The 20,890-nt window shown below is 72.1% G+C and carries 22 protein-coding genes; 13 read left to right on the top strand and 9 right to left on the bottom strand.

All coding sequences use genetic code 11. The features are described from left to right. Window positions 1–39 precede the first annotated feature (39 nt). Genes ACFC96_RS39895 through ACFC96_RS39905 form a run of 3 tightly spaced genes read right to left on the bottom strand, consistent with a single transcriptional unit; the run spans window position 40 to window position 3,986 of the window. Window positions 40–1,695, bottom strand: coding sequence for an amidohydrolase (locus tag ACFC96_RS39895; RefSeq protein ID WP_376617210.1), 1,656 nt, complete (start codon window positions 1,693–1,695; stop codon window positions 40–42). A 15-nt stretch (window positions 1,696–1,710) separates the two neighbouring features. Beyond that, complete coding sequence (locus ACFC96_RS39900; protein ID WP_376617212.1) at window positions 1,711–3,396, bottom strand: urease subunit alpha; 1,686 nt, start codon at window positions 3,394–3,396, stop codon at window positions 1,711–1,713. Next, a complete protein-coding gene (locus ACFC96_RS39905; protein WP_376617214.1) occupies window positions 3,393–3,986 on the bottom strand; it encodes an urease subunit gamma in 594 nt (197 codons plus the stop codon). Before ACFC96_RS39905 ends, ACFC96_RS39900 begins: the two co-directional genes overlap by 4 nt. A gap of 123 nt (window positions 3,987–4,109) precedes the next feature. Between ACFC96_RS39905 and ACFC96_RS39910 the strand changes: the two genes are divergently transcribed. The 5 genes from ACFC96_RS39910 (at window position 4,110) to ACFC96_RS39930 (ending at window position 8,552) form a co-directional block, all read left to right on the top strand. Further along, complete coding sequence (locus ACFC96_RS39910) at window positions 4,110–5,309, top strand: PucR family transcriptional regulator (protein WP_376617216.1); 1,200 nt, start codon at window positions 4,110–4,112, stop codon at window positions 5,307–5,309. After that, entirely contained in the window at window positions 5,306–5,809 is a 504-nt protein-coding gene (locus ACFC96_RS39915; RefSeq protein ID WP_340458233.1) for an Lrp/AsnC family transcriptional regulator, read from the top strand. The genes ACFC96_RS39910 and ACFC96_RS39915 overlap by 4 nt, the downstream gene beginning before the upstream one ends. A gap of 144 nt (window positions 5,810–5,953) precedes the next feature. Next, on the top strand, window positions 5,954–6,745 hold the full coding sequence (gene ddaH, locus ACFC96_RS39920; protein ID WP_376253833.1) for a dimethylargininase: 792 nt from the start codon (window positions 5,954–5,956) through the stop codon (window positions 6,743–6,745). Continuing rightward, window positions 6,742–7,965, top strand: a complete 1,224-nt coding sequence (gene rocD / locus ACFC96_RS39925) for an ornithine--oxo-acid transaminase (protein WP_376617218.1) — start codon at window positions 6,742–6,744, stop codon at window positions 7,963–7,965. Before ddaH ends, rocD begins: the two co-directional genes overlap by 4 nt. A 206-nt stretch (window positions 7,966–8,171) precedes the next feature. Then, window positions 8,172–8,552, top strand: a complete 381-nt coding sequence (locus ACFC96_RS39930; RefSeq protein WP_376617220.1) for a VOC family protein — start codon at window positions 8,172–8,174, stop codon at window positions 8,550–8,552. A 184-nt stretch (window positions 8,553–8,736) separates the two neighbouring features. Here ACFC96_RS39930 and ACFC96_RS39935 read toward each other — a convergent pair whose 3' ends face one another. The 3 genes from ACFC96_RS39935 to ACFC96_RS39945 all read right to left on the bottom strand — a co-directional run bounded on the left by ACFC96_RS39935 (window position 8,737) and on the right by ACFC96_RS39945 (window position 10,955). Further along, window positions 8,737–9,795, bottom strand: a complete 1,059-nt coding sequence (locus ACFC96_RS39935) for an LLM class flavin-dependent oxidoreductase (protein WP_376617222.1) — start codon at window positions 9,793–9,795, stop codon at window positions 8,737–8,739. Then, complete coding sequence (locus ACFC96_RS39940) at window positions 9,795–10,331, bottom strand: SRPBCC family protein (protein WP_376617224.1); 537 nt, start codon at window positions 10,329–10,331, stop codon at window positions 9,795–9,797. The genes ACFC96_RS39935 and ACFC96_RS39940 overlap by 1 nt, the downstream gene beginning before the upstream one ends. Before the next feature lie 126 nt (window positions 10,332–10,457). After that, complete coding sequence (locus ACFC96_RS39945; RefSeq protein ID WP_340458241.1) at window positions 10,458–10,955, bottom strand: helix-turn-helix domain-containing protein; 498 nt, start codon at window positions 10,953–10,955, stop codon at window positions 10,458–10,460. A gap of 195 nt (window positions 10,956–11,150) precedes the next feature. Here ACFC96_RS39945 and ACFC96_RS39950 point away from each other — a divergent pair, with 195 nt between their 5' ends. Together ACFC96_RS39950 and ACFC96_RS39955 are read left to right on the top strand one after the other, a co-directional pair. Then, window positions 11,151–12,020: an AAA family ATPase gene (locus ACFC96_RS39950; protein ID WP_376253845.1), complete on the top strand. Its 870-nt coding sequence runs from the start codon at window positions 11,151–11,153 to the stop codon at window positions 12,018–12,020. Continuing rightward, on the top strand, window positions 12,017–13,459 hold the full coding sequence (locus ACFC96_RS39955) for a VWA domain-containing protein (RefSeq protein WP_340458434.1): 1,443 nt from the start codon (window positions 12,017–12,019) through the stop codon (window positions 13,457–13,459). Before ACFC96_RS39950 ends, ACFC96_RS39955 begins: the two co-directional genes overlap by 4 nt. Window positions 13,460–13,574: 115 nt before the next feature. On the opposite strand, the gene ACFC96_RS39960 is transcribed toward ACFC96_RS39955, so the two are convergent. After that, window positions 13,575–14,225: a TOPRIM nucleotidyl transferase/hydrolase domain-containing protein gene (locus tag ACFC96_RS39960; RefSeq protein WP_376617295.1), complete on the bottom strand. Its 651-nt coding sequence runs from the start codon at window positions 14,223–14,225 to the stop codon at window positions 13,575–13,577. Between the two features lie 89 nt (window positions 14,226–14,314). On the opposite strand from ACFC96_RS39960, the gene ACFC96_RS39965 reads away from it, so the two are divergent. Then, window positions 14,315–14,944 (top strand): alpha-ketoglutarate-dependent dioxygenase AlkB, encoded by a 630-nt coding sequence (locus tag ACFC96_RS39965; protein ID WP_376253854.1) that lies wholly within the window; start codon window positions 14,315–14,317, stop codon window positions 14,942–14,944. A 920-nt stretch (window positions 14,945–15,864) separates the two neighbouring features. Beyond that, complete coding sequence (locus ACFC96_RS39970; protein WP_340458436.1) at window positions 15,865–16,386, top strand: cupin domain-containing protein; 522 nt, start codon at window positions 15,865–15,867, stop codon at window positions 16,384–16,386. Window positions 16,387–16,405: 19 nt separating this feature from the next. Here ACFC96_RS39970 and ACFC96_RS39975 read toward each other — a convergent pair whose 3' ends face one another. Then, window positions 16,406–16,870 carry an HIT family protein gene (locus ACFC96_RS39975; RefSeq protein WP_376253857.1) on the bottom strand — a complete coding sequence of 155 codons (465 nt, stop codon included), beginning with the start codon at window positions 16,868–16,870 and terminating at the stop codon, window positions 16,406–16,408. A gap of 28 nt (window positions 16,871–16,898) precedes the next feature. Next, window positions 16,899–17,270, bottom strand: coding sequence for a metalloregulator ArsR/SmtB family transcription factor (locus tag ACFC96_RS39980; RefSeq protein ID WP_340458438.1), 372 nt, complete (start codon window positions 17,268–17,270; stop codon window positions 16,899–16,901). A gap of 113 nt (window positions 17,271–17,383) precedes the next feature. Between ACFC96_RS39980 and ACFC96_RS39985 the strand changes: the two genes are divergently transcribed. The 4 genes from ACFC96_RS39985 (at window position 17,384) to ACFC96_RS40000 (ending at window position 20,884) form a co-directional block, all read left to right on the top strand. Then, window positions 17,384–18,457: a cation diffusion facilitator family transporter gene (locus ACFC96_RS39985; RefSeq protein WP_376617226.1), complete on the top strand. Its 1,074-nt coding sequence runs from the start codon at window positions 17,384–17,386 to the stop codon at window positions 18,455–18,457. A gap of 64 nt (window positions 18,458–18,521) precedes the next feature. Then, window positions 18,522–18,974: a hypothetical protein gene (locus ACFC96_RS39990; RefSeq protein ID WP_340458440.1), complete on the top strand. Its 453-nt coding sequence runs from the start codon at window positions 18,522–18,524 to the stop codon at window positions 18,972–18,974. Between the two features lie 120 nt (window positions 18,975–19,094). Beyond that, window positions 19,095–19,751, top strand: a complete 657-nt coding sequence (locus ACFC96_RS39995) for a DUF3105 domain-containing protein (RefSeq protein ID WP_376253868.1) — start codon at window positions 19,095–19,097, stop codon at window positions 19,749–19,751. 677 nt (window positions 19,752–20,428) lie between these two features. After that, window positions 20,429–20,884: a cyclic nucleotide-binding domain-containing protein gene (locus tag ACFC96_RS40000; RefSeq protein ID WP_340458443.1), complete on the top strand. Its 456-nt coding sequence runs from the start codon at window positions 20,429–20,431 to the stop codon at window positions 20,882–20,884. Window positions 20,885–20,890: the final 6 nt, after the last annotated feature.

The raw sequence follows: 20,890 nt of genomic DNA on the forward strand, positions 1-20,890 counted from the left end.
CGCTGGGCGGTCGGGGGACGGTGGAGCGGGGAGGGTGCTTCAAGGGGAGGCGGTCAGGCCCAGCGGGTCGTGGGCGACGGTGCCGCCGACGGACGTGGCCAGGACCCGGATCGCACCGATGCGGTCCGGCGGGACGCGGGTGGGGTCGGCGTCCAGGACGGTGAAGTCGGCCAGGTGTCCGGGGCGGAGGACGCCCTTGCGGTCGCCGTGGCCGGTGGCGTGCGCGGAGCCGACGGTCCAGGCACGCAGGGCGGCGAGTGCCGTGACGCTCTCGTCCGCGCCGTAGGCCGCGCCGGTCTCGGTGAGGCGTTCCACCATGGACTGCATCGCGGGCAGCGGGGCGCCGGGAGCGACCGGCCGGTCGCTGCTGCCGGGTACGACGATGCCCAGGTCGAGCAGCGAACGCAGCCGGTACGACCACGGGGTGCGCTCCGGCCCGAGCGCCGCCGACATCGCGTCGCCGAAGGCGTACAGGAAGTTGTGCTGCGGCACGGGCACGGCGCGCAGCTCGGCGAAGCGGGCCAGCTGATCGGGGCGTACGACTCCGGCGTGTTCGATCCGGTGCCGGACGTCGGGGCGTGGGTGGGTACGTTGGGCGCGGGCGAAGGTGTCGAGCGCGAGGTCGACGGCCCGGTCTCCGATGGCGTGGGCCGCCACGGTCCAGCCGGCCCGGTGGGCGGCCACCACGGTGTCGGCCATGGCCTCGGGATCGCCCTGGAAGTATCCGGTGGCGCAGGTGTCGTGGGGGCAGCCGCAGAAGGGTTCGGTCACGGCGGCGGTGCGGCCGAGCAGCGAGCCGTCGAGGAAGATCTTGACGGGGCCCAGCGAGAGCCGGTCGTCGCCGAAGCCGGTGCGCATGCCGAGGTCGAGGCCGAGGGTGATGGCGTCGTCGGCGTGAGCGGTGAGCGGGTGCAGCACGTCGGAGGCGGCCATCACCTGGGCCCGGGTGTGCAACGCGCCGCTGTCGCGGGCGAGTTGGTAGGCGGCGAGCTCCACCGGGCTGTGCCCGATCCAGCCGCCCCCGATGCCTGCCTCGGTGAAGCTGGTGATGCCCTCGGCGAGGTAGTGCCGGGTGGCGGCGCCGATGGCGTCGGCGAGGGTGGCCACGGGGTAGGGCAGCACCTGGCGTTGCACGAGCTGCTGCGCGGTCTCTTCGAGGAGTCCGTCGGGCCGCCCGTCCGCGTCGCGGGAGACGACGCCGCCGGTGGGGTCGGCGAACCCGACGGCGAGCGCGCCGGCCTTCTCCAGAACGGGTGAGTTGACGACGCAGGCGTGTCCGGAGGTGTGCTTGAGCCACACGGGGCGGCCGCCCGCCGCACGGTCGAGGGCGTCGCGGTGCGGCTGGACGCCACCGAGTTTGTGGTGGTCCAGCCCGGCGCCGATCACCCACGCGTCCGGTGGCATTCCTTCCGCGTGGTCGGCGACGGCGGCGTACACCTCGTCCACCGACCGGGCCTTGGACAGGTCGAGCTGGGCGAGGGTGAGGCCGAACCACGCGGTGTGGCAGTGGGCGTCGTTGAAGCCGGGGACGAGGGTGGCGCCACCCGCGTCCAGGACGCGGCGCGCGGGCAGGTCTTCGACGTCGTCGTCGAGTCCCGCGATCCTGCCGTGCAGGACTCCCAGGGTGCGGGCGGTGGGCCGGTCGTCGTCGAGGGTGAGGATGCGCGCGTTGCGCACCAGCAGGTCGAGGAGCATGGGGCGGTCCGTCCCTCAGGCGAAGTGGTGCAGTTGGGCGAGGGGCAGTTCGGTGACGGCGTCGGTTCCGGTGGGGACGTCGTCGACCAGGACGGGCGCGGGGTGGCGCGGCACGTGGACACGCGGCGTTGCGGTGTTGTAGAGCATGTCGGCCCGGGTCAGGCCGCGTGCGCCGGCGATCGGCGCGTACTGCAGACCTTGCGGGAGCGCGGCGCGGGCGGCCCGGTCCTCCAGTGCGGCCTGCGCGACGAAGATCCGTGACAGGCGTGCGGGGGCGTCGCCGAGTGCCCCGAAGTAGGGGCGGTAGGTGCGGGGCTGGGTCAGTCGGGTGGAGCCGGAGCCCGATCCGGTGTTGCCCCAGGCCACGAAGCCGCCCTTGACGACGAGTTCGGGCTTGGTGCCGAACCACGCGGGGTGCCACAGCACGAGATCGGCCATGCGGCCCGGCTGGAGGGATCCCACCTCGTGGGCCAGGCCGTGCGCGATCGCCGGATTCAGAGTGATCTTCGCCAGATAGCGCAACGCCCGTGCGTTGGCGGGGTGTTCCACTCCCCCGGCGCCGTTCGCGAGGGCCTGCACATGGGCGAGCTGCCAGGTCCTGCGCACGGTCTCGGCCATCCGGCCCATGCCCATGGAGTCGGAGTTGACGATGCTGATCGCGCCCAGGTCGTGCAGGGCGTTCTCGGCGGCGATGGCGTGGCCTCGGATGCGGCCCTTGGAGATCTCGATGTCGCTGGGCGAATGGTGGTTCTGCCGGTGCACCGTCATCGTCATCGGGAAGAGCTCGCCGACGGTGTTGGCGGTGTACGGAACCGTCGGGGTGGTCGACGAGGGAAGCACGTTGGGCTCGGAGAGGATCTCCAGGAGGTCGGGGTGACCGCCGCCGCCCTCCACGTGATAGGCGTGCACGGTGCGGCCTCGGGTGGCGCCGATGGTGTCGCACAGATAGCCGGACTCGTTCATGGAGTCGGTGTGCATGGCGACGGGCAGGTCCGCCTGTTCCGCGGTGCCCAGGCACGTCTCGATGATGCGCGGGGTGGCCCCGAAGTCCTCATGGATCTTGAAGCCGCCGGCGCCCGCGAGCACGGATTCGTCGAGCAGGGCGCGCGAGGTGGAGGAACCCCGGGCGAGGAAGGCGATGTTGAGCGGGGTGCCGCGCCAGGACGCCATCAGGGTGTGCAGGTTGTGCGCCGGGTTGCAGCCGATCTCCCACACGCCGCCCAGGCCCATGCCGACGAGCGTGGTGACTCCGGCGGACAGCGCCGCGGGTGCCACCTCGGGCGAGGAGAGGTGGACGTGGCTGTCCACGATGCCGGGGGTGGCGATCAGGCCCTCGCCCGGGATGACGGAGGTGTGCGAGTCGATGGCGAAGTCGACGTCCATGACGTCCGGGTTGCCGACGCCGCCGACGGCGACGATCCGGCCGTCCTTGATGCCGATGTCGGTCTTGCGGACGCCGAGCACCGGGTCCATCAGGACCACTCCGGCGACCACCATGTCCAGCGCGGAGTCCCGGTCGGAGCGCGGCGACGCCAGCAGCCCGTCGCGGACCGTCTTGCCGCAGCCGCCGAGCAGTTCGTCGCCGGGGGTGCCGTCGTCCTGCTCCACCTCGACCCACAGGCAGGTGTCACCGAGCCGGATCCGGTCGCCGGTCGTGGGCCCGTAGAGGGCGTTGTACGTACGGCGGTCGACCTGTGTCATGACGTCTCCTCATGGCGTGCGGTCACCACGTCGACTTCGCGTACGGCGCCGGGTTCGAAGGACAGTGCGGTGCCTGCCGGGATGTCGAGCCGCATTCCCGCGGCGGCCTCGCGGTCGAGCTCCAGGGCCGCGTTCGCCTCGGCGAGCGGGTAGTGCGAGGACAGGTAGACGGTGCGGTCTCCGTTGTTGCGGACGGTCAGCCTCGAGCGGAGCCTGCCCGTGTTGATCAGGACCGGGTCGGGTGCGGTGTGCACGGCGCCCGGCCCCGGCTCGCCGCTCCCGCCCGCGGTGGGGATCGGGTGGTCGATGGCCACCAGCGACGTACCGCTCGGGAACAGCGCCTCGACCTGGATCGTGGTGACCATCTGCGGCACCCCGTCCATGACGTCGTCCTCGGTGAGGACCTTGCGGCCCGCCGCGATCACTTCGTCGAGGGTCAGGCCGTCCCAGGCGGCTTCGAGAACCTCGTCGCAGATCAGGGCGATCGCCTCCGGGGCGTTCAGCCTCCGCCCGCGCGCCCTGCGGCGGCGCGCGAGTTCCGCGACGGTGAACAGCTGGATCCGCTCCAGCTCGCGAGGGGTCAAATGCACAGTTTCCCGGCCCTCCATGCGGTGGAATTCCGGCCACGGCCTGCCGGACACTCCAAGAATTCACGGGGTGTGGCGCGAAGCCAACGTTGATTTGGCGCCGATGGGACGGCCAGGATTGTGCACATGAACAGTGAGTCCATTCTCTTCCCGCCCCCGGATCCCCGGGTGACCGAGCTGGCCCGGCGCTGCCTGGAGGACATCGACAGCCTTGTCGGCCTCTGGGTGGAGTGCGTGCGGCCGGTCCGCGCCTCCTACGCGGAGCGCGTCTCGGAGGAGGACTTCCGCGCCACGGCGTGGGAGGCGTTCGAGTTCCTGCTGCGCACGGTCGCCGGGCTGCCCCTGTCCGAGCGCATCGCCTCCGTCTCCGAACAGGTCGGGGAGCGGCGCGCCCGCCAGGGTGTCCCGCTGGACTCCCTGCTCGCGGCGGCGCGCCTCGACTTCCGCGTCGTCTGGGCGGCTCTCGTCGACAAGGCGGGCGAGAAGGACAAGGCCGAACTGGTCACGTCGGCCTACCACGTGTGGGAAGCCGTGGAGAAGCACGTCACCGGCATCATGACCGCGTATCAGCGCACCATCCTGGACATGGGGCGCCGCGCGGCGGACGAGCGGCGCATGTGGTTCGCCCGGCTCCTGGACAGCGAGGGCCGCAATCCGACGGTGGTGCGGGACGCGGCGCTCGCCCTCGGCTTCCAGGCCGACGACCGGTTCCTGTGCGCGGTGGCCCCGCCGCAGCACGGGGCGGGCCTGCGCAGGGCCGCCACGGCGCTGCGCACGGCGGAGACGCCGGTCCAGTTGCAGGAGGTCGCCTCGGATCTGGTGCTCGCCGTGCAGCTGGGCCGGCGCAGCACGGCGGAGTCCGTGCTCGCGCTCCTCCAGGAGACCCCGTGCGGGGTCGCTTCCGCCGCGACGGGCCTTGCCGCGGTGCCTCGCGCGGTGGTTCTCGCGACGGCCACGGCGCGTGTGCTGCCGTCGGACGCGGCGGGGCCCCGACGACTCGAGGACAGCTGGCTCGACGTCCTGGTACAGCGCGCCGAGGGCTTCGGACGGGATCTCGCCGACGACGTCCTCAGCGGGCTCGACGCGGAAGCGGTTCCCGCCGGTGAGAGGAGGCGCCTCCTCGATACCGTACGGTCGCATCTGGCCGGCACCGGGTCCGTGGCGGACACCGCGGCCGCCCTGTACTGCCATCGCAACACGATCCAGCAGCGGATCAACCGGTTCGCCGAGGTGACCGGCCGCGATGTGCGGCGTCCCGAGGACGCCGCCCTGGTGGCCCTCGCCCTGCGCGCCCGTGACCAGCACGAGAAGGACCTCCGGCCATGAACAGCAAGCATGTGGCGTTCGACGACCTCGACCGAAAGATCGTCGCGGCCCTGATCGCCAACGCCAGGACGAGTTTCGCGGAGATCGGCGCGGACATCGGCCTCTCCGCCACCGCCGTCAAGCGGCGCGCCGACCGGCTGCGCGAGAACGACGTCATCACCGGATACACCGCCACGGTCCGGCCGGCCGCGCTCGGCTGGAGCACCGAGGCGTTCGTCGAGGTGTACTGCGACGGGGCAGCGCCGCCCCGTCGGCTCGCCGAAGTCGTGCGCAACCATCCGGAGATCACCTCCGCCATGACCGTGACGGGCGGCGCCGACGCGTTGCTGCACGTCAGGGCCACGGACGTCGGCCACTTCGAAGAGGTGCTCGAACGCATCAGGGCCGAGCCGTTCATCCGCAAGACGATCAGTTACATGGTGCTTTCCCACCTGCTGCCGGACAGCGCGGAGGCCGGGGCCCGCGAGGCCGCCCCGGACGACGCAGCGATCCAGCGCTGACCTGACGTTCTACGCAGCATTACTGCGGGCACACGCATTCAACTGGTCTTGTCGAGCGCGACCGCCGCTTCCTACCGTGGAGACACCCTCTGGTCGTCGTCCCGCAGGAAGCGGAGGTACCCGTCTGTGCCCAGGCGCTATCTGGTGTGTGAGCCCAGATACTTCGACGTTCACTACGCCATCAACCCGTGGATGCGCGACGACGTGCGGGTCGACACCGCGCTCGCCCTCGCGCAGTGGCAGAACCTGATCGACACCTACCGCGCGCACGGTCACACGGTCGAGACCGTGCCGCCGGTCCCGGGCCTGCCGGACATGGTCTTCGCCGCGAACTCGGCGCTCGTCGTGGGCGGGCGCGTCCTCGGCTCGAACTTCCACGCAGAACAGCGCCGCCCGGAGTCGGCGGAGTACGAGACGTGGTTCAAGGCGGCGGGCTACGACGTCCACCACCCGGCGTCGGTCTGCGAGGGCGAGGGCGATCTCGTACCGGCGGGCCGCTACGTACTCGCGGGCAGCGGGTTCCGTACGACGCGTGCCGCGCACGACGAGGCGCAGGAGTACTTCGGCGTGCCGGTCATCGGACTGCGTCTGGTCGACCCGTACTTCTACCACCTGGACACCGCGCTGTTCGCCCTCGACGACCCCGACGATCCCGACGGCGGCACCGTCGCCTACTACCCGGAGGCGTTCTCGGCCGGGAGCCGCGAGGTGCTGGCGCGCCTCTTCCCGCAGGCCGTGCTCGCCACTCGCGACGACGCCATGGCCTTCGGCCTCAACTCCGTCTCCGACGGTCGCCACGTGTTCGTCGCCCCGCGGGCCACCGGGCTCATCGACCAGCTCGGCCACCGCGGATACGTCCCCGTCCCCGTCGACCTGTCCGAGTTCCACAAGGCCGGCGGAGGCATCAAGTGCTGCACCCAGGAGATCCGTTCATGACCGTCGCCCCCGTCAAGGCCCCGCGTACCTCGGCCGAGCTCATCAGCGCCGAGACGCCGGTGCTCGCGCACAACTACCACCCCTTGCCCGTGGTCGTCGCCCGCGCCGAGGGCACCTGGGTCGAGGACGTCGAGGGCCGCCGCTACCTCGACCTCCTCGCCGGCTACTCGGCCCTCAACTTCGGCCACCGCCACCCGGCCCTGGTCGAGGCCGCCCACCGTCAGCTCGACCAGCTCACGCTCACGTCGCGCGCCTTCCACAACGACCGTCTGGCCGGCTTCGCCGAGGGCCTCGCGGAACTGACCGGCCTCGACATGGTCCTGCCGATGAACACGGGCGCCGAGGCCGTGGAGAGCGCCGTCAAGGTCGCCCGCAAGTGGGCGTACGAGATCAAGGGCGTCCCCGCGGACCGGGCGACGATCGTCGTGGCCGACGGCAACTTCCACGGCCGGACGACCACGATCGTCAGCTTCTCCACCGACGAGTCGGCCCGCGCCGGGTTCGGGCCGTTCACGCCGGGCTTCCGCGTGGTCCCCTACAACGACCTGGCTGCGCTCGAAGCGGCGGTCGACGAGACGACGGCTGCTGTCCTGCTCGAACCCATCCAGGGCGAGGCAGGAGTCGTCATCCCGGACGACGGCTATCTCACCGGGGTACGCGATCTGACGCGGCGGGCCGGCTGCCTGTTCATCGCCGACGAGATCCAGTCGGGCCTCGGCCGCACGGGACGCACGCTCGCCGTCGACCACGAAGCGGTACGCCCCGACATGCTGCTGCTCGGCAAGGCGCTCGGCGGCGGCATCGTGCCGGTGTCGGCGGTCGTCGCGGGCCGGGACGTCCTGGGGGTGCTGCGGCCGGGCGAGCACGGTTCCACGTTCGGCGGGAACCCGCTGTCCGCGGCGGTCGGCTCCGCCGTCGTCGACCTGCTCGCCACCGGCGAGTTCCAGCGCCGGGCGGCCGATCTGGGCGAGGCGCTGCGCACCGGGCTCGAAGCCCTCACCGGCAAGGGTGTCACGGGCTTCCGGGCCCGGGGGCTGTGGGCGGGCGTCGACATCGACCCGGCCATCGGCACAGGCCGCCGGATCAGCGAACTCCTGCTGGCCGAGGGCGTGTTGGTGAAGGACACCCATGGCTCGACGATCCGTCTGGCCCCGCCCCTGACCATCACCCGCGAGGAACTGGAGTCGGCGCTCGCCGCACTGGGGAGGGTGCTGGGCTAGCCCGAAGATCCCCTGGGCCGGCCCCTGGGAATCGAGGTCGTGGCCCGGTCGCCGTCACCGGTGGCCGGTCCATGACCTCGGACGTGGCGTGGGTGAGGACCGCTCTCCGCTCTCCCCGATCGAACACGGTGTGCCGCCCGCCGCAGCGGACGAACGGTGTTCGGGCGCGTGTCGACACGCCGCCCGCTGCTTGATTGGGTGGCACCATGCGCATCGACCGGCTCGACAACCTCGTCCTCACCGTGCACGACCTCGACGCCACAGTGGCCTTCTACACGAAGGTCCTGGGTATGGATGCGGTCACCTTCCGGGGCGGGCGCCGCGCCCTGGCCTTCGGCCACAGCAAGATCAACCTCCACGAGGCGGGCCACGAGTTCGAGCCGAAGGCGGCCCGCCCCACGCCCGGCAGCGCGGACCTGTGCCTGATCGTCGACGAGCCTGTCGACCGGATCATCGCCGAACTGGCATGCCACGGCGTCCCGTTGGAGGAAGGACCGGTGGAGCGCACCGGCGCCACCGGCCCCATCCTCAGCGTGTACGTGCGGGACCCGGACGACAACCTGATCGAGCTCAGCAACTACGCGTAGCCGATCGACCCGCACGCCCCGACCAGGACCTGTCGTTTGGATCACGCCGGGCTCGCGAGTGCCGGCACCGCGCCGCGCGGCGTGGTCGTCAGTCGCCGACACTCCGCATGGGCTCCTTCTTCCCCCTTGCGACGCACGGCACCGGCACCCGCTCCCTGATCCGGCCTGAGACAAACGAAAGACCCTAGCGCTCCTCGCGCCCCACGTCCCGTACGAGATCCAGCGCCCTGCCCAGTGTGGTCAGGCGCTCCTCCAGTGTGTCGCCGGCCGGGTAGAGGCGGACCGTGTCGACGCCCGCGGCGCTCCAGACCCTCAGGCGTTCGCGGACCATGGGCTCGGTGCCGATGAGAGTGGTGGCCAGGACCATGTCGTCGGTGACCAGTTCCGCGGCGCCGTCGCGGTCGCCCGCCTGCCAGCGGGCGCGGACCTCGGCCGCCGTGTCGGCCCAGCCCTGCCTGCTGTAGGCGCTGTTGTAGTAGTTGGTGGTCGCGGATCCCATGCCGCCCAGGCTGAAGGCCAGTTCCTTCTTGCGTCCCGCGACCATCGCGCGCAGCGCGTCCTCGTCGTCGGCGAACGCCACCTCCGCGCCCTGGCAGATGTCCAGGTCGGACCGCTTACGGCCGGCCGCGGCGAGCCCGGCGTCCAGATGGTCGAAGTAGGCACCCTGCGCCCCCTCGGGCACGAAGCTCGTGCCGAGCCAGCCGTCCGCGATCTCGCCGGTCAGCCGCAGCATTTTGGGGGAGAGCGTGGCCAGATAGACGGGCAGTTCGTGCTCGGCCCGCATCGACAGGCGCATCGGCTTCGCCTCGCCGCCGGGCAGCGGGAGGGTGAACTCCCGCCCCTCGTAGGCGAGTTTCTCTCCCGCCGCGGCCTGCCGGACGATCTCGACGGTCTCCCGCGTACGGGACAGGGGCCGCGCGAAGGGGACCCCGTGCAGCCCTTCGATCACCTGTGGTCCCGACGGTCCAAGTCCGAGCAGGAAGCGGCCTTCGGAGATGTTGGAGAGGGTGATCGCCGCGCGGGCGATCGCGGCCGGGGTGCGGGTGGCCAGCTGGATGATCCCGGAGCCGAGCAGCATCCTCTTCGTGCGAGCCGCCAGGTATCCGAGCGGCGAGGGGGCCTCCGAGCCCCACGCCTCGGCCACCCAGCAGATGTCCATCCCGAGCCGTTCGGCCTCGGTCACGAAGTCGACCGTCTCGCGCCAGCTGCCGCCCGAGGCCTCGATCGTCGTGGACGTACGCATCACTCACCCCGCCCTTCCGGGGCCGGGCCACCTTCGGCCAGGTCCTTGATCGCGTCGAGCGTGGCGGTGATGCTCCGCTCGAACTCCCGCAGCCGCACGAACACGATCTTCTGCTCCTTCTCCGGCATCCGGTCGATCGCATGGGAGAGCCCGGACCGGCCGGGGCCGAGCTGCATCCACTGGGCCAGCTCGGTGCCGCCGTCGTCGAGCGGTGTCAGGGTGAACTTCCACAGCGCACTGGGCTGTTCGGGGTCCTCGACCGCCCAGGCGAACACTCGGGGCACCTCGCACCGCACGACGTACGAGGTGGTCTGCCACTCCCCGAGCGACTCGTGCTTGCTGCGTCCGGCGAACCGCGCGCCGAGCGTCGGTCCCGCCGCCCCGTCCAGCCAGGCGACCGACTGGAGTTCGGCGCTGAGCGTGGGCATCAGGTCGATGTCGGAGACGAACTCCCACACCCGCTCCGGCGACGCGAGGATCCTTCTGCGGACCTCGACCGTCGGTTTGTCGGCGTAGCGCGCGCCCGTCCACTCCATTGCCGGTTGCCTCTCCGTCTGCGGGAAGTTCACTGTGCCGGTCCGTGGAAACCGGCCCTGAGCATGAGAGTTGCGTAGATAGACTCACTCGTCAAGAGGGCGGGACCGGGACGGGAGCACAGGAAGTCAGTCGGCGAACCGCGCCTTGATGTCGGGGCGTTCGGCCAGCCGGGGCGGGTAACCCGGCCCGAGACGTGGCCGCGTGTTGTCGGCCGTCATCGGCTCCTTGCACTCGCTGCACACGACCTCGGCGTGGCCTTCCCGGCCGCACCGGTCGTGGTGGAACACGACGGGCGGTCCGGCCTCCTCCGCGAGCCAGCGGTCGCCCCACCTGTTCATGGCGGCGAGCACGCCGAAGAAGTCGCGCCCCATGTCCGTGAGGACGTAGTCGTAGCGGACGGGCTCCTGCTGATAGGCCCGCTTCTCCATGAGCCCTTCGTCCACGAGGCGCCGGAGCCGGTCGGCCAGGGTGTTGCGCGCGATGCCGAGCTCCTCCTGGAACACGTCGAACCGCTTGATCCCGTAGAACGCCTCACGCAGGACGAGCGGCGTCCACCAGTCGCCGAGCAGGTCCATGGTGCGGGCGATGGAGCAGGGCCAGTTGGCAAAGGAGGTCCGCCTCATGCCGTCAGCATACGAGGGTCTCGGATTGAGACCCAGCAGTTCGGGCCCGACGAGAGGTCGGTTCGGGCGTTCCGTACGGCTGTGGCACGTGACCTACGACGCAAACTCCGCGTCTTTGTTGTGGAGCCCGTCGCGGAACTGATCCAGTGGCAGGGACCGACCGGCGCGAGGCGCCGCACGAGGAGGGGCTCACCCATGACGTCCGGGTACTTCACGTCCGTCGACGATGTGTCCGCGCGGCTCGCCGCGAGGGGCTACCTGGCGTCCCCCGCGGTGGCCACCACCGTCTTCCTCGCCGACCGCCTCGGCAAGCCGCTCCTCGTCGAGGGCCCCGCGGGCGTCGGCAAGACCGAACTGGCCAAGGCGGTCGCCGAGGTCGCGGGCGCCACCCTCGTCCGGCTCCAGTGCTACGAGGGCGTGGACGAGTCGCGCGCCCTGTACGAGTGGAACCACGCCAAGCAGCTCCTGCGCATCACGGCGGGCCGCGACGAGTCGTGGGACGAGACCCGTACGGACATCTTCAGTGAGGAGTTCCTGCTGCCGCGCCCGCTGCTGACGGCGATCCGCGGCAGCGACCCCAAGGTCCTCCTGATCGACGAGACCGACAAGGCCGACGTCGAGGTGGAGGGCCTGCTCCTGGAGGTGCTCAGCGACTTCCAGGTGACGGTGCCCGAGCTCGGCACGATCACCGCGACGCGCCGCCCGTTCACCGTCCTCACCTCCAACGCGAGCCGCGAGCTGTCCGAGGCCCTGCGCCGCCGCTGCCTGTTCCTCCATATCGGCTTCCCCGAGGAGGAGTTGGAGCGCCGGATCGTACGTCTCAAGGTGCCCGGGCTCGACGAGGCGCTGGCGCAGGCCGTGGTGCGGGTGGTCGGTGCGCTGCGCGCGATGGACCTGCGGAAGGTGCCGTCGGTCGCGGAGACCATCGACTGGGCCCGCACCCTCCTCGCCCTCGGCGCCGGAACCCTCGACGAGGAGGTCGTCCGCGACACGCTCGGCGTCGTCCTCAAGCATCAGGAGGACGTGCTGAAGGCGGCGGCCAAGCTGGATCTGGACGCCGTGTGAGCGCGACGGCGGCCGGCGTCCCGGAGCGGCTCACCGCGCTCGTGCAGGCGCTGCGCTCACACGGCGTCCGGATCGGCACCGGCGAGACCGTCGACGCCGGGCTCGCCGTCGAGGCGCTCGGCCTCACCGACCGCGAGCACCTGCGGGAGGGCCTGGCGGCGGCACTGCTGCACAGCGAGGGGCAGCGGTCCGTCTTCGATCCCGTCTTCGACCTGTACTTCCCCCGGAGTGTCGGCGCCCCGCAGGACACCCGGCACGAGCCGGGCGCCGGGCGTGCGTGGCGGGACTCCGACACGGCCGACCTGCGCGAGCGGCTCGCCGCCGCGCTCGCCGCCGACGACCAGGCACTGCTGGACCAGTTGGCGGCCGAGGCGGTGGACGGCCTCGGCGGCTACGGCACGTCGAACGGGGCGGGCGGCTCGGGCGGGTCCGGAGGGTCGGGCCGGCCGGACCGCCCCGACGGCTGGTCCTCGCACCAGACGCTGGCCCGGCTGCGTCCGGAGACCCTGCTCGCCCGGATCCTCGCCGGGATCAGGGCCGGGGCCTCCGGCGAGGACGAGTTCACCGACCGGCTCCAGGCGGACGAGATCCGCCGCCGCATCCAGGCGTTCCGCGGACGCGTGGGCGTCGAGGCGCGGCGCCGGGTCGCCGAGCGTCGCGGCACCGATGAGATCGCCCGCCGCGCCATCGCACCCACCGCCGACCGTGTCGACTTCCTCATCGCGGGACGCGCCCAGCTGGACGAGCTGCGCCGGGCGGTTCAGCCGCTGGCCCGCAAGCTGGCCACCCGCCTCGCGGCCCGCCGGCGCCGGGCAGCGCGCGGGCGGATCGATCTGCGCCGCACGCTCCGCGGGTCCCTGTCGACGGGCGGCGTCCCGATGCGGCCCGTGCTGCGCCGCCGCCGTCCCGCGCGCCCCGAACTCGTCCTCCTGTGCGATGTGTCCGGCTCGGTCGCGGGGTTCGCCAACTTCACGATGCTGCTGGTGCAGGCACTGCACGACCAGTTCAGCAAGGTGCGGGTGTTCGCCTTCGTCAACCGCGTCGACGAGGTGACCGACCTCATCGGCCGCGACGCGGCCGGGCCCGAGGGTCTCAGCGCGCGCATCCTCTCGGCGGCGGCGGTGACCGGCTGGCACGGGAGCAGCGACTACGGCACGTCACTGGGCGAGTTCGCCGAGCGGTACGCGGACGCGGTCGGCCCGCGCAGCACCGTGTTCGTCCTGGGCGACGCCCGCACGAACATGAGCGACCCCAACACGGGGGCGCTGCGGGACGTCGCCGGGCGCGCCCGCAAGGTGTACTGGCTCAATCCCGAACGGCGCTCGCTGTGGGACACCGGCGACTCGGCGGCCGACACGTACGCGGAGATCGTCGAGATGCATGAGTGCCGCAACGCCCAGCAGCTGAGCGCGCTGATCGCGCGGCTGCTGCCCGTTTGACCGCTCTCACGGCGGCGGTGCAGTTGTGTGCGCCGGGGCCCGACACGCATTCCGGGGCCGGGGTGCGCGCCGAGCGGGGTGCGTGGCGTGCCGGCGTCAGACGTACGCGCCGGAGTCAGACATGCGCGAGGAGCCGGTCCAGAGGGCGTGGCACCCGGTCGAGGTCGAGCCGCTCCACGAGCGAGCGTGCGTACTGGGCCTTGCGGCCGCTGTGCGTGCCCATGAAACGGCGCAACTGCCGCTCCACGCCCCGGTCCCGCTGCGCCGGCTGCTTCTGGAAGGTGCGGAAGGACCTCAAGTCGCCCTCGATACCCAGGACTTCCTGCACGGTGTCCGCGCCGAGGCCGCGGATCAGCTCGTCCTCCAGATCCGCGACACACACGTAGAAGCCGAGCTGCTCCATGTCCGCGTGGGTGAGGTGGGGGCTCGGGCCGGTCCGCTCCAGAACGCTGCGGAAGTAATGCTCCTCCCCCGCGTCGCACAGCCCGGCGACGGTGACGTCGAGCCCGTCCGGGCCACACACGGCGAGGAATCTCCCGATGCTCATGGCGCCGCCGAGCGGCAGCACCGCGACGCCCTCCTCGTCGAGGCTGCGCCCGCGCCGCCGGGCCAGCACCTCGACCGCGACCAGGTCGCTCTCGCCCTCGACCAGGACGACCTTGCGCACACCGGCCGCGACGGCCAGCGCACGGGCCGCCTCCGCGGCCGGCCCGTCGTCACCTCCGTGCGCCGCCCACGCTCCGGCCGCCCGACGGAACCGTCTCATCTCGTCCACACGCCCAGTTTCGCAGGGCACACGGTGCCCGCGTCCAGCCAATTAGCTCATACGTTCGAATCTAGGAGTACGCTGGCCACATGGCAACGCACCAACTCCAGGGGTCCCTGTTCGACCAGAGCGACGACGTGCGACTGCGCCCGCTGGACGGGATCCGCAGGACGGTGCTCGGCGACGGCGCCTGGATCGACCTGCTGCCGGGCTGGCTCGGTGGCGCCGACGCCCTGTTCGAGCAGCTGGCCTCGGAGGTGCCGTGGAAGGCCGAGCGGCGACAGATGTACGAGCGGGTCGTGGACGTGCCGCGCCTGCTCGCCTTCTACGGCGCCGGCGAGCCACTCCCCCACCCAGTCCTCGACGAGGCCCGGCAGACGCTGTCTGCGCACTACGCGGCCGAACTCGGGGAACCCTTCGCGACAGCCGGGCTGTGCCACTACCGCGACGGCCGCGACAGCGTCGCCTGGCACGGCGACCGCATCGGCCGCGGCGCCCGGGAGGACACCATGGTCGCCATCCTCTCCGTCGGCGCGCCGCGCGACCTGCTGCTGCGCCCGCGCGACGGCGGCGACGTGATCCGCAGGCCGCTGGGCCACGGCGACCTGATCGTGATGGGCGGCTCCTGCCAGCGGACGTGGGAACACGCCGTCCCGAAGACGACGCGGGCCGCCGGCGGCCGGATCAGCATCCAGTTCCGGCCGCACGGGGTGCGGTGACCGCCCGGCGCGCCCCGGAGTGCGATGATCCGGCGGGCCCGCACGGGGTGCGGTGATCCCGCGAGGTGACCGGATGCCGGGATCTCGGGCGTGACCGACACAACGAACTCACGGTGCGCCCGCGCGCCGAAGCCGACCCGCCCGCCGCGTCGAGGCCCTCGCCGGGTCCAGGTGCCCGACCGCTGCCCGGTGGGCCGGCCCGCCGACCCGGCTGACTCCCCACGGCACGACCGACGCCGGGGTCGCGCAGAGGGCACCCATGCCGTCGGACACATGGCACTCACCCCGCCAGAACTCGCCCTGGCCACGGCCGCCGGCTGCCCGAGCGGCGCGTGCCTGCCACGGAGCGGCACTTCGTCAGCACGCGCGCCCGGCGACGCGGAGTGGCCGCGCTGCTGCTCGACCGGGCGAACAGGACCGGCGCGGGGTGCGAGCAGACACCGGCGCTGGGGACCGAGTCGGCCGCGCGCATCACCATCGGACTGTACGAGCGCCCCGCCGCGTCGAGACCCCCGCCACGTCCACCGCCGACCGGACCACCGCCGACGGCCGGCTCGCCCGGCTGCGAGCGTACGTCGCCCCTGCCGCGCCCCCCTTGAACTCCTCGTGCTTCAACATCTCCTGACGACACATCAAACAGTCGTCAGAAACTTCGAGATCCACCCATCGGTCGCCCCTGCCGGGCCACCATCAGACACAGCTCCGGCCGGGAATCAGGACCCGAAGCCGCGGCAACGGACAAACCTTGACATCCATTCGACCGGGTCTCTACCGTCGGCCGAAGATCTTGAGCGTTCACGGCACCGAGCGAGCCGTGAGCACCTCGGTCTCCGTCGTCATCGGCACCGAACACCGGCGCGCACCCCCGCATTCCACGCCGGGCCACCGCCGACGGCCCGCCCACGACGAGCAGGACTGCCATGGCCACACCTTCACACGCCGGCGACTCCCCCGAGCGCGACGCGTTCCACCCCGACCTCCCGGACCATGGCGCACAGCCGCCACTGCGCGCCCGGCTCCACCACATCCGCGCGGGCGAACTGGACGGCGACACCGCGCAGACCGGGGGCATGCGGCGGTTCGCGGCGATCAGCGGCAGCACGGTCGGCTCCGAGCGCATCTGGATGGGCCAGACACACGTGGCCCCCGACACGGCCTCCTCCAACCACCACCACGGCGCTTCGGAGACGGCGATCCATGTCGTGAAGGGCCACCCGGAGTTCGTGTTCCTGGACGACTCCACCGGCACCCCTGAAGAGGTCCGGCTCCGCACGGCACCCGGCGACTACATCTTCGTGCCGCCCTACGTCCCGCACCGCGAGGAGAACCCGAGCCCCGACGAGGAGGCGGTCGTCGTCATCGCGCGCAGCACGCAGGAGGCCATCGTCGTCAACCTGCCGGAGCTGTACGTACTCGACCAGGATTCCCCGACGGGGAACTGACACCACGTCACCATCGCGGTCACATGAGCGGATCGGGGCGGAGACAAGCCCGCAGCGCACGCGCCATCCGGTCCGCCTCGCCGTCCGTCACCCACTCCTCCTCCGGCCGGCCGAGCATCGCGAAGACACCTGGACCACGCTGCTCCCGCGGAAGGTCGGGCGATCGGGGCACCACGTGAAAGTGCACGTGCGAGAAGCCTTCGGCCTCCGCGAACTGTGCCACGTAAGTCTTCTCGCAGCCGGTCACACTGCGCAGCGCGCGGGAGAGCCCGACCTGCCAGGTGCCCAGCGTCCCGGCCTCCGCGTCGGTCAGGTCATGGACGGCCGTCACATGACGTCGCGGCAGCAGCACCAGCCAGCCGGGCAGCGCCGTTCCGATGGCGTGGACCACTCGCCAGTGCTCGTCGAAGGCGATGCGCTCGCGTGGCGGCAGGCCGGCGAACCGCGCTTCCTTGCCGCACGCGTAACAGTCGGGATCCGTCATACCGGGGATCCTAGGATCCCGAACGGCGCTAGGCCCGTGGCGCCGTGACGCCGCGCCGGGGGCCGAGGTGATGGTCCGCGAGGTTCAGCGCCTCGCTCACCAGGCGCCGCAGATGCCCGTCGGGCTGCGCGTAGACCATGCGGCGGCCCTCCTTGCGGGCGGTCACCAGGCCCGCGAGACGGAGTTTCGCCAGGTGCTGGCTCACGGCGGGGCGGGCCGCGCCGCACGTCTCGGTGAGCGTCGTGACATCCGCCTCGCCCCTGCCGAGCGTGTGCAGCAGTACGAGACGGGTGCGGTCGGCGAGGAGGCCGAGGAGGTCGGCGGCGTAGGCGAGCTGCTCGCCGCTCGGATCTTGCGGGTGCGCACCGTGCGCAGGTGACAGGTGCATGCGTGCGCTCATACGCACATAATGGAACGGGACGCCTTCCGGTGTCCAGCACGGCCCCGATCCCACAGCCTCCGACCTCCAGACGCCGACCTCCACACTCCGCCCCGTCCAGGAAGGCCCGACTCTTGAGCCCTCAGCACGGACACGCAGCCCACGACGGCCCGCATCACCACGGCGGCGGTCACCACCACGACCACGGCCCCGCACCGGCGGCGGCCCGGTGGCGGCACCGGCTCGCGCATGTCCTCACCCCGCACTCCCACGAGACCGCCGACAAGACCGACCGGGCACTGGAAGCGTCGGCCCGGGGCCTGCGTGCCCTGTGGATCTCGCTGGCCGTGCTGGGCGCGACCGCGGCGGCCCAGGCGGTCGTCGTCGTCCTCTCGGGTTCGGTCGCGCTGCTCGGCGACACCGTCCACAACGCGGCGGACGCCCTCACCGCGCTGCCGCTCGGCGTCGCCTTCGTCCTGGGCCGGCGGGCCGCCAACCGCCGCTTCACCTACGGATACGGACGCGCCGAGGACATCGCCGGGCTCGTCATCGTCCTCACCATCGCCGCCTCCGCTGCCTTCGCCGCGTGGACGGCGGTCGACCGGCTCGTCAACCCGCGCGACATCACGTACCTGCCGGCCGTGGCCGCGGCCGCCGTGATCGGGTTCCTCGGCAACGAATGGGTCGCCCGCTACCGCATCCGCGTCGGCCGTGACATCGGATCCGCGGCGCTGGTCGCCGACGGACTGCACGCGCGTACGGACGGGTTCACCTCTCTCGCCGTGCTCATCGGGGCGGGCGGGGCCGCCGTCGGCTGGCGGCTCGCCGACCCGCTCGTGGGACTGGCCATCACCGCCGCCATCCTTCTGGTGCTGCGCGACGCCTGCCGTGAGGTCTTCCGGCGCGTGATGGATGCCGTGGACCCGGCCGTCGTCGACGGCGCCGAGCACGCCCTGGAACACGTACCCGGTGTCCTCGCCGTCGGCGAACTGCGGATGCGCTGGATCGGGCACCGGCTGCGCGCCGAGGTCGCCATCGTCGTCGACGGCGCGCTCAGCGTGCGGGCCGCCCACGAGGTCGCGGTCGCCGCGGAGCACGCCCTGCTGCACGCCGTGCCCAAGCTCACCGGCGCACTGGTGCACGCCGACCCGGCACCCGACCCCGGCGTCCCCGACCCCCACGCGGTCCTCGCCCACCACTCCGCGTAGAGAACCCGGAGGTTCGCCCCCTGCCCAACAGGGCTTTCACAGGCACCACTTAACATCACCGGTGATGACCGGGAGCAGGACGCAGCGTGCGAGGCGCGGCGCGTGGTGGGCCACGCGGATCGCCGCGCTCTGCCCTGCCCTGAGCGTGCTGCTGGCGGCACTGGTGATGTGCCTGGGCCCCGCGGCCCACGGCGCCGACGGCATGGCGGACGGCACTCTTCCCACGGCGACCTCTGTCACGGCCGGCGGCGCGGCGCACCATCATGCGCAATCCGTGTACCCGCACGCGGTGGAGACCGTCGCGCGACGGGGCGACTGCCCGGCCGGGGACAGGTGCTGCGACCCGGCCTCCCGTGGTGTACGCGCCGTGCTCTCCGCTCCCGTGCAGCCGCATTCGGCGGTGCTGCCCCGGATGCCCGCCGCCGCGCGGCCGGAGATCCCACCTCAGGGCCCCTCGGGCGTCCCGCCCTCCGGCACCGCCCCTGACCTCCACGTCCTCCAGATTCAGCGGACCTAGGCCGATGCCGGGCTGGGGCGCTCATCGCCCCGCCGTGCAGCACGCGCGCTCGCGCACGCCATCGTCCGTCCCGCAGAACCGCCGCGCCACGACACCGCGCGGCGGCGAGGAGTCATCCCCATGAGCAGAACCAGCAAGAAGGCAGCGGCCACCGCGCGCAAGGCCCGTATCGACGAGATGCGCCGCGCCCAGCAGGTCCGCGACCGGCGCAACCGCGTCATCACCATCACGCTCAGCACGGTCATCGTCGCCGGGCTCGTCGGCTTCGGCGCGTACGCCATCGGCAGCGCGAACGACAAGGACGAGCAGCGCACAGCCGCGGCGAAGAAGCCCGTGCGGGGCGAGAAGAGCTGGGACGCGAAGAAGCTCGGCCGCGACCACGTCACCGAGGCCGTCGCCTACCAGATGAACCCGCCCGTCGGCGGGGACCACAACCAGGCCTGGATGACGTGCGACGGCACTGTCTACACCAAGGCCATAGCGAACGAGAACGCCGTGCACTCGCTCGAACACGGCGCGGTGTGGGTGACGTACAACGGCAAGGCCGGTGACGCCGACGTCGCGAAGCTCGGTGAGAAGGTCGCCAGGACCCCCTACTCGCTGATGAGTCCGGTCGACGACCAGACGGGGCCGATCATGCTCTCCGCGTGGGGCCACCAGCTCAGCGTGGACAAGGCGTCCGACCCGCGGGTCGAGCAGTTCTTCACCAAGTACGTGCAGGGTGCGCAGACCCCCGAGCCCGGCGCCGCCTGCACGAACGGTCTGGAGGGGAGCTGACGACGGCGTCGGCGGAGACCGCCGAAACCGGTGAGGCGGCCGGGCGGTGCGCTCCGGTCCGGCTCCTCTTCGTCGGCGCGGCCGTCCTCGTCACCCTCGCGCGGGGCTTCGTCGACGCGCAGGAGTCGGGGATGAGGCGCATGGCCGACCTGCCACGAGCGCCCGGTTCGTCGCCTCGCTGACACGGGTGGGGTCGTCTCGCCGACCGCGGGACGGCCCGCCGGGTCACGGCCGCTCCGGCAGCGCCCCGGCGGGCCAGGCTCGCCCCGCCCCGCCCCGTCCCGTCCCGTCCCGGGAGAATGCGTCGCCACGACGGCGACCGTCGACCCGCGCGACCGATTCGCTGTCGCGGTCGCGCGAGCGATCCGCCAGGACGTATGTCCGGCCCTGCGGCGGTCGCTCGCCGCCATTCCGGGGGCCGGACTCCCGTTTCCGGGACACCGCCGGCCCGGACTGCTCCGGAGTCCGCACGCTGTCGCACGTCGCGACCGACCGACCCGGCCACTCATCGTGTGCGCGCAGGACGCCACCGGTGTCGTCGAGCGGCTTTCCGCTGCGCTGCGAAGCCGGTGGGTCGCTCCACGTGTTTCCCGGAATTCGGTGCCGCCCCCGGGGTGCTCAATCGGCCCGTGGCGGCTCCAATGGAAGGTGGGGAACCTCGGCGAGGAGGCCTGTCCATGACGAACGCCACGCGACTGCTGTCCGCTCTTCCTCACGAGCACCGCGAGCGGCTGATGACGCTCGCCAAGGAAGTGTCGTTCGACGAGGACGAGCGGATCTTCGAAGAGGGCCATATCGCCGACCGGTTCTGGGTCGTACGTTCGGGCGCGGTCTCGCTGGACCAGCAGGTCACGGAGCTCAGGCGGGTGACCGTCGCCTCGCTGGGCGCGGGTGATCTGCTCGGCTGGTCATGGCTGTTCCCGCCGCACCAGTGGGACTTCGGCGCCGAGGCGTTCAGCCCCGTGCGCGCCTACGAGTTCGACGCACGTGCGGTGCGCAATCTCTGCGATGCCGATCCCGCGCTGGGCATGACCCTGATCCGCACCGTCGCCGAGATCCTCGCGTACCGGCTCGGGGCGACGCGCGCCAAGCTCATGGAGCAGTACTCCATCCACCGGACGCAGCCGATCTGACGGTGC

Origin of the sequence: Streptomyces sp. NPDC055955, assembly GCF_042270245.1 — a bacterium.
Lineage (GTDB): Bacteria > Actinomycetota > Actinomycetes > Streptomycetales > Streptomycetaceae > Streptomyces.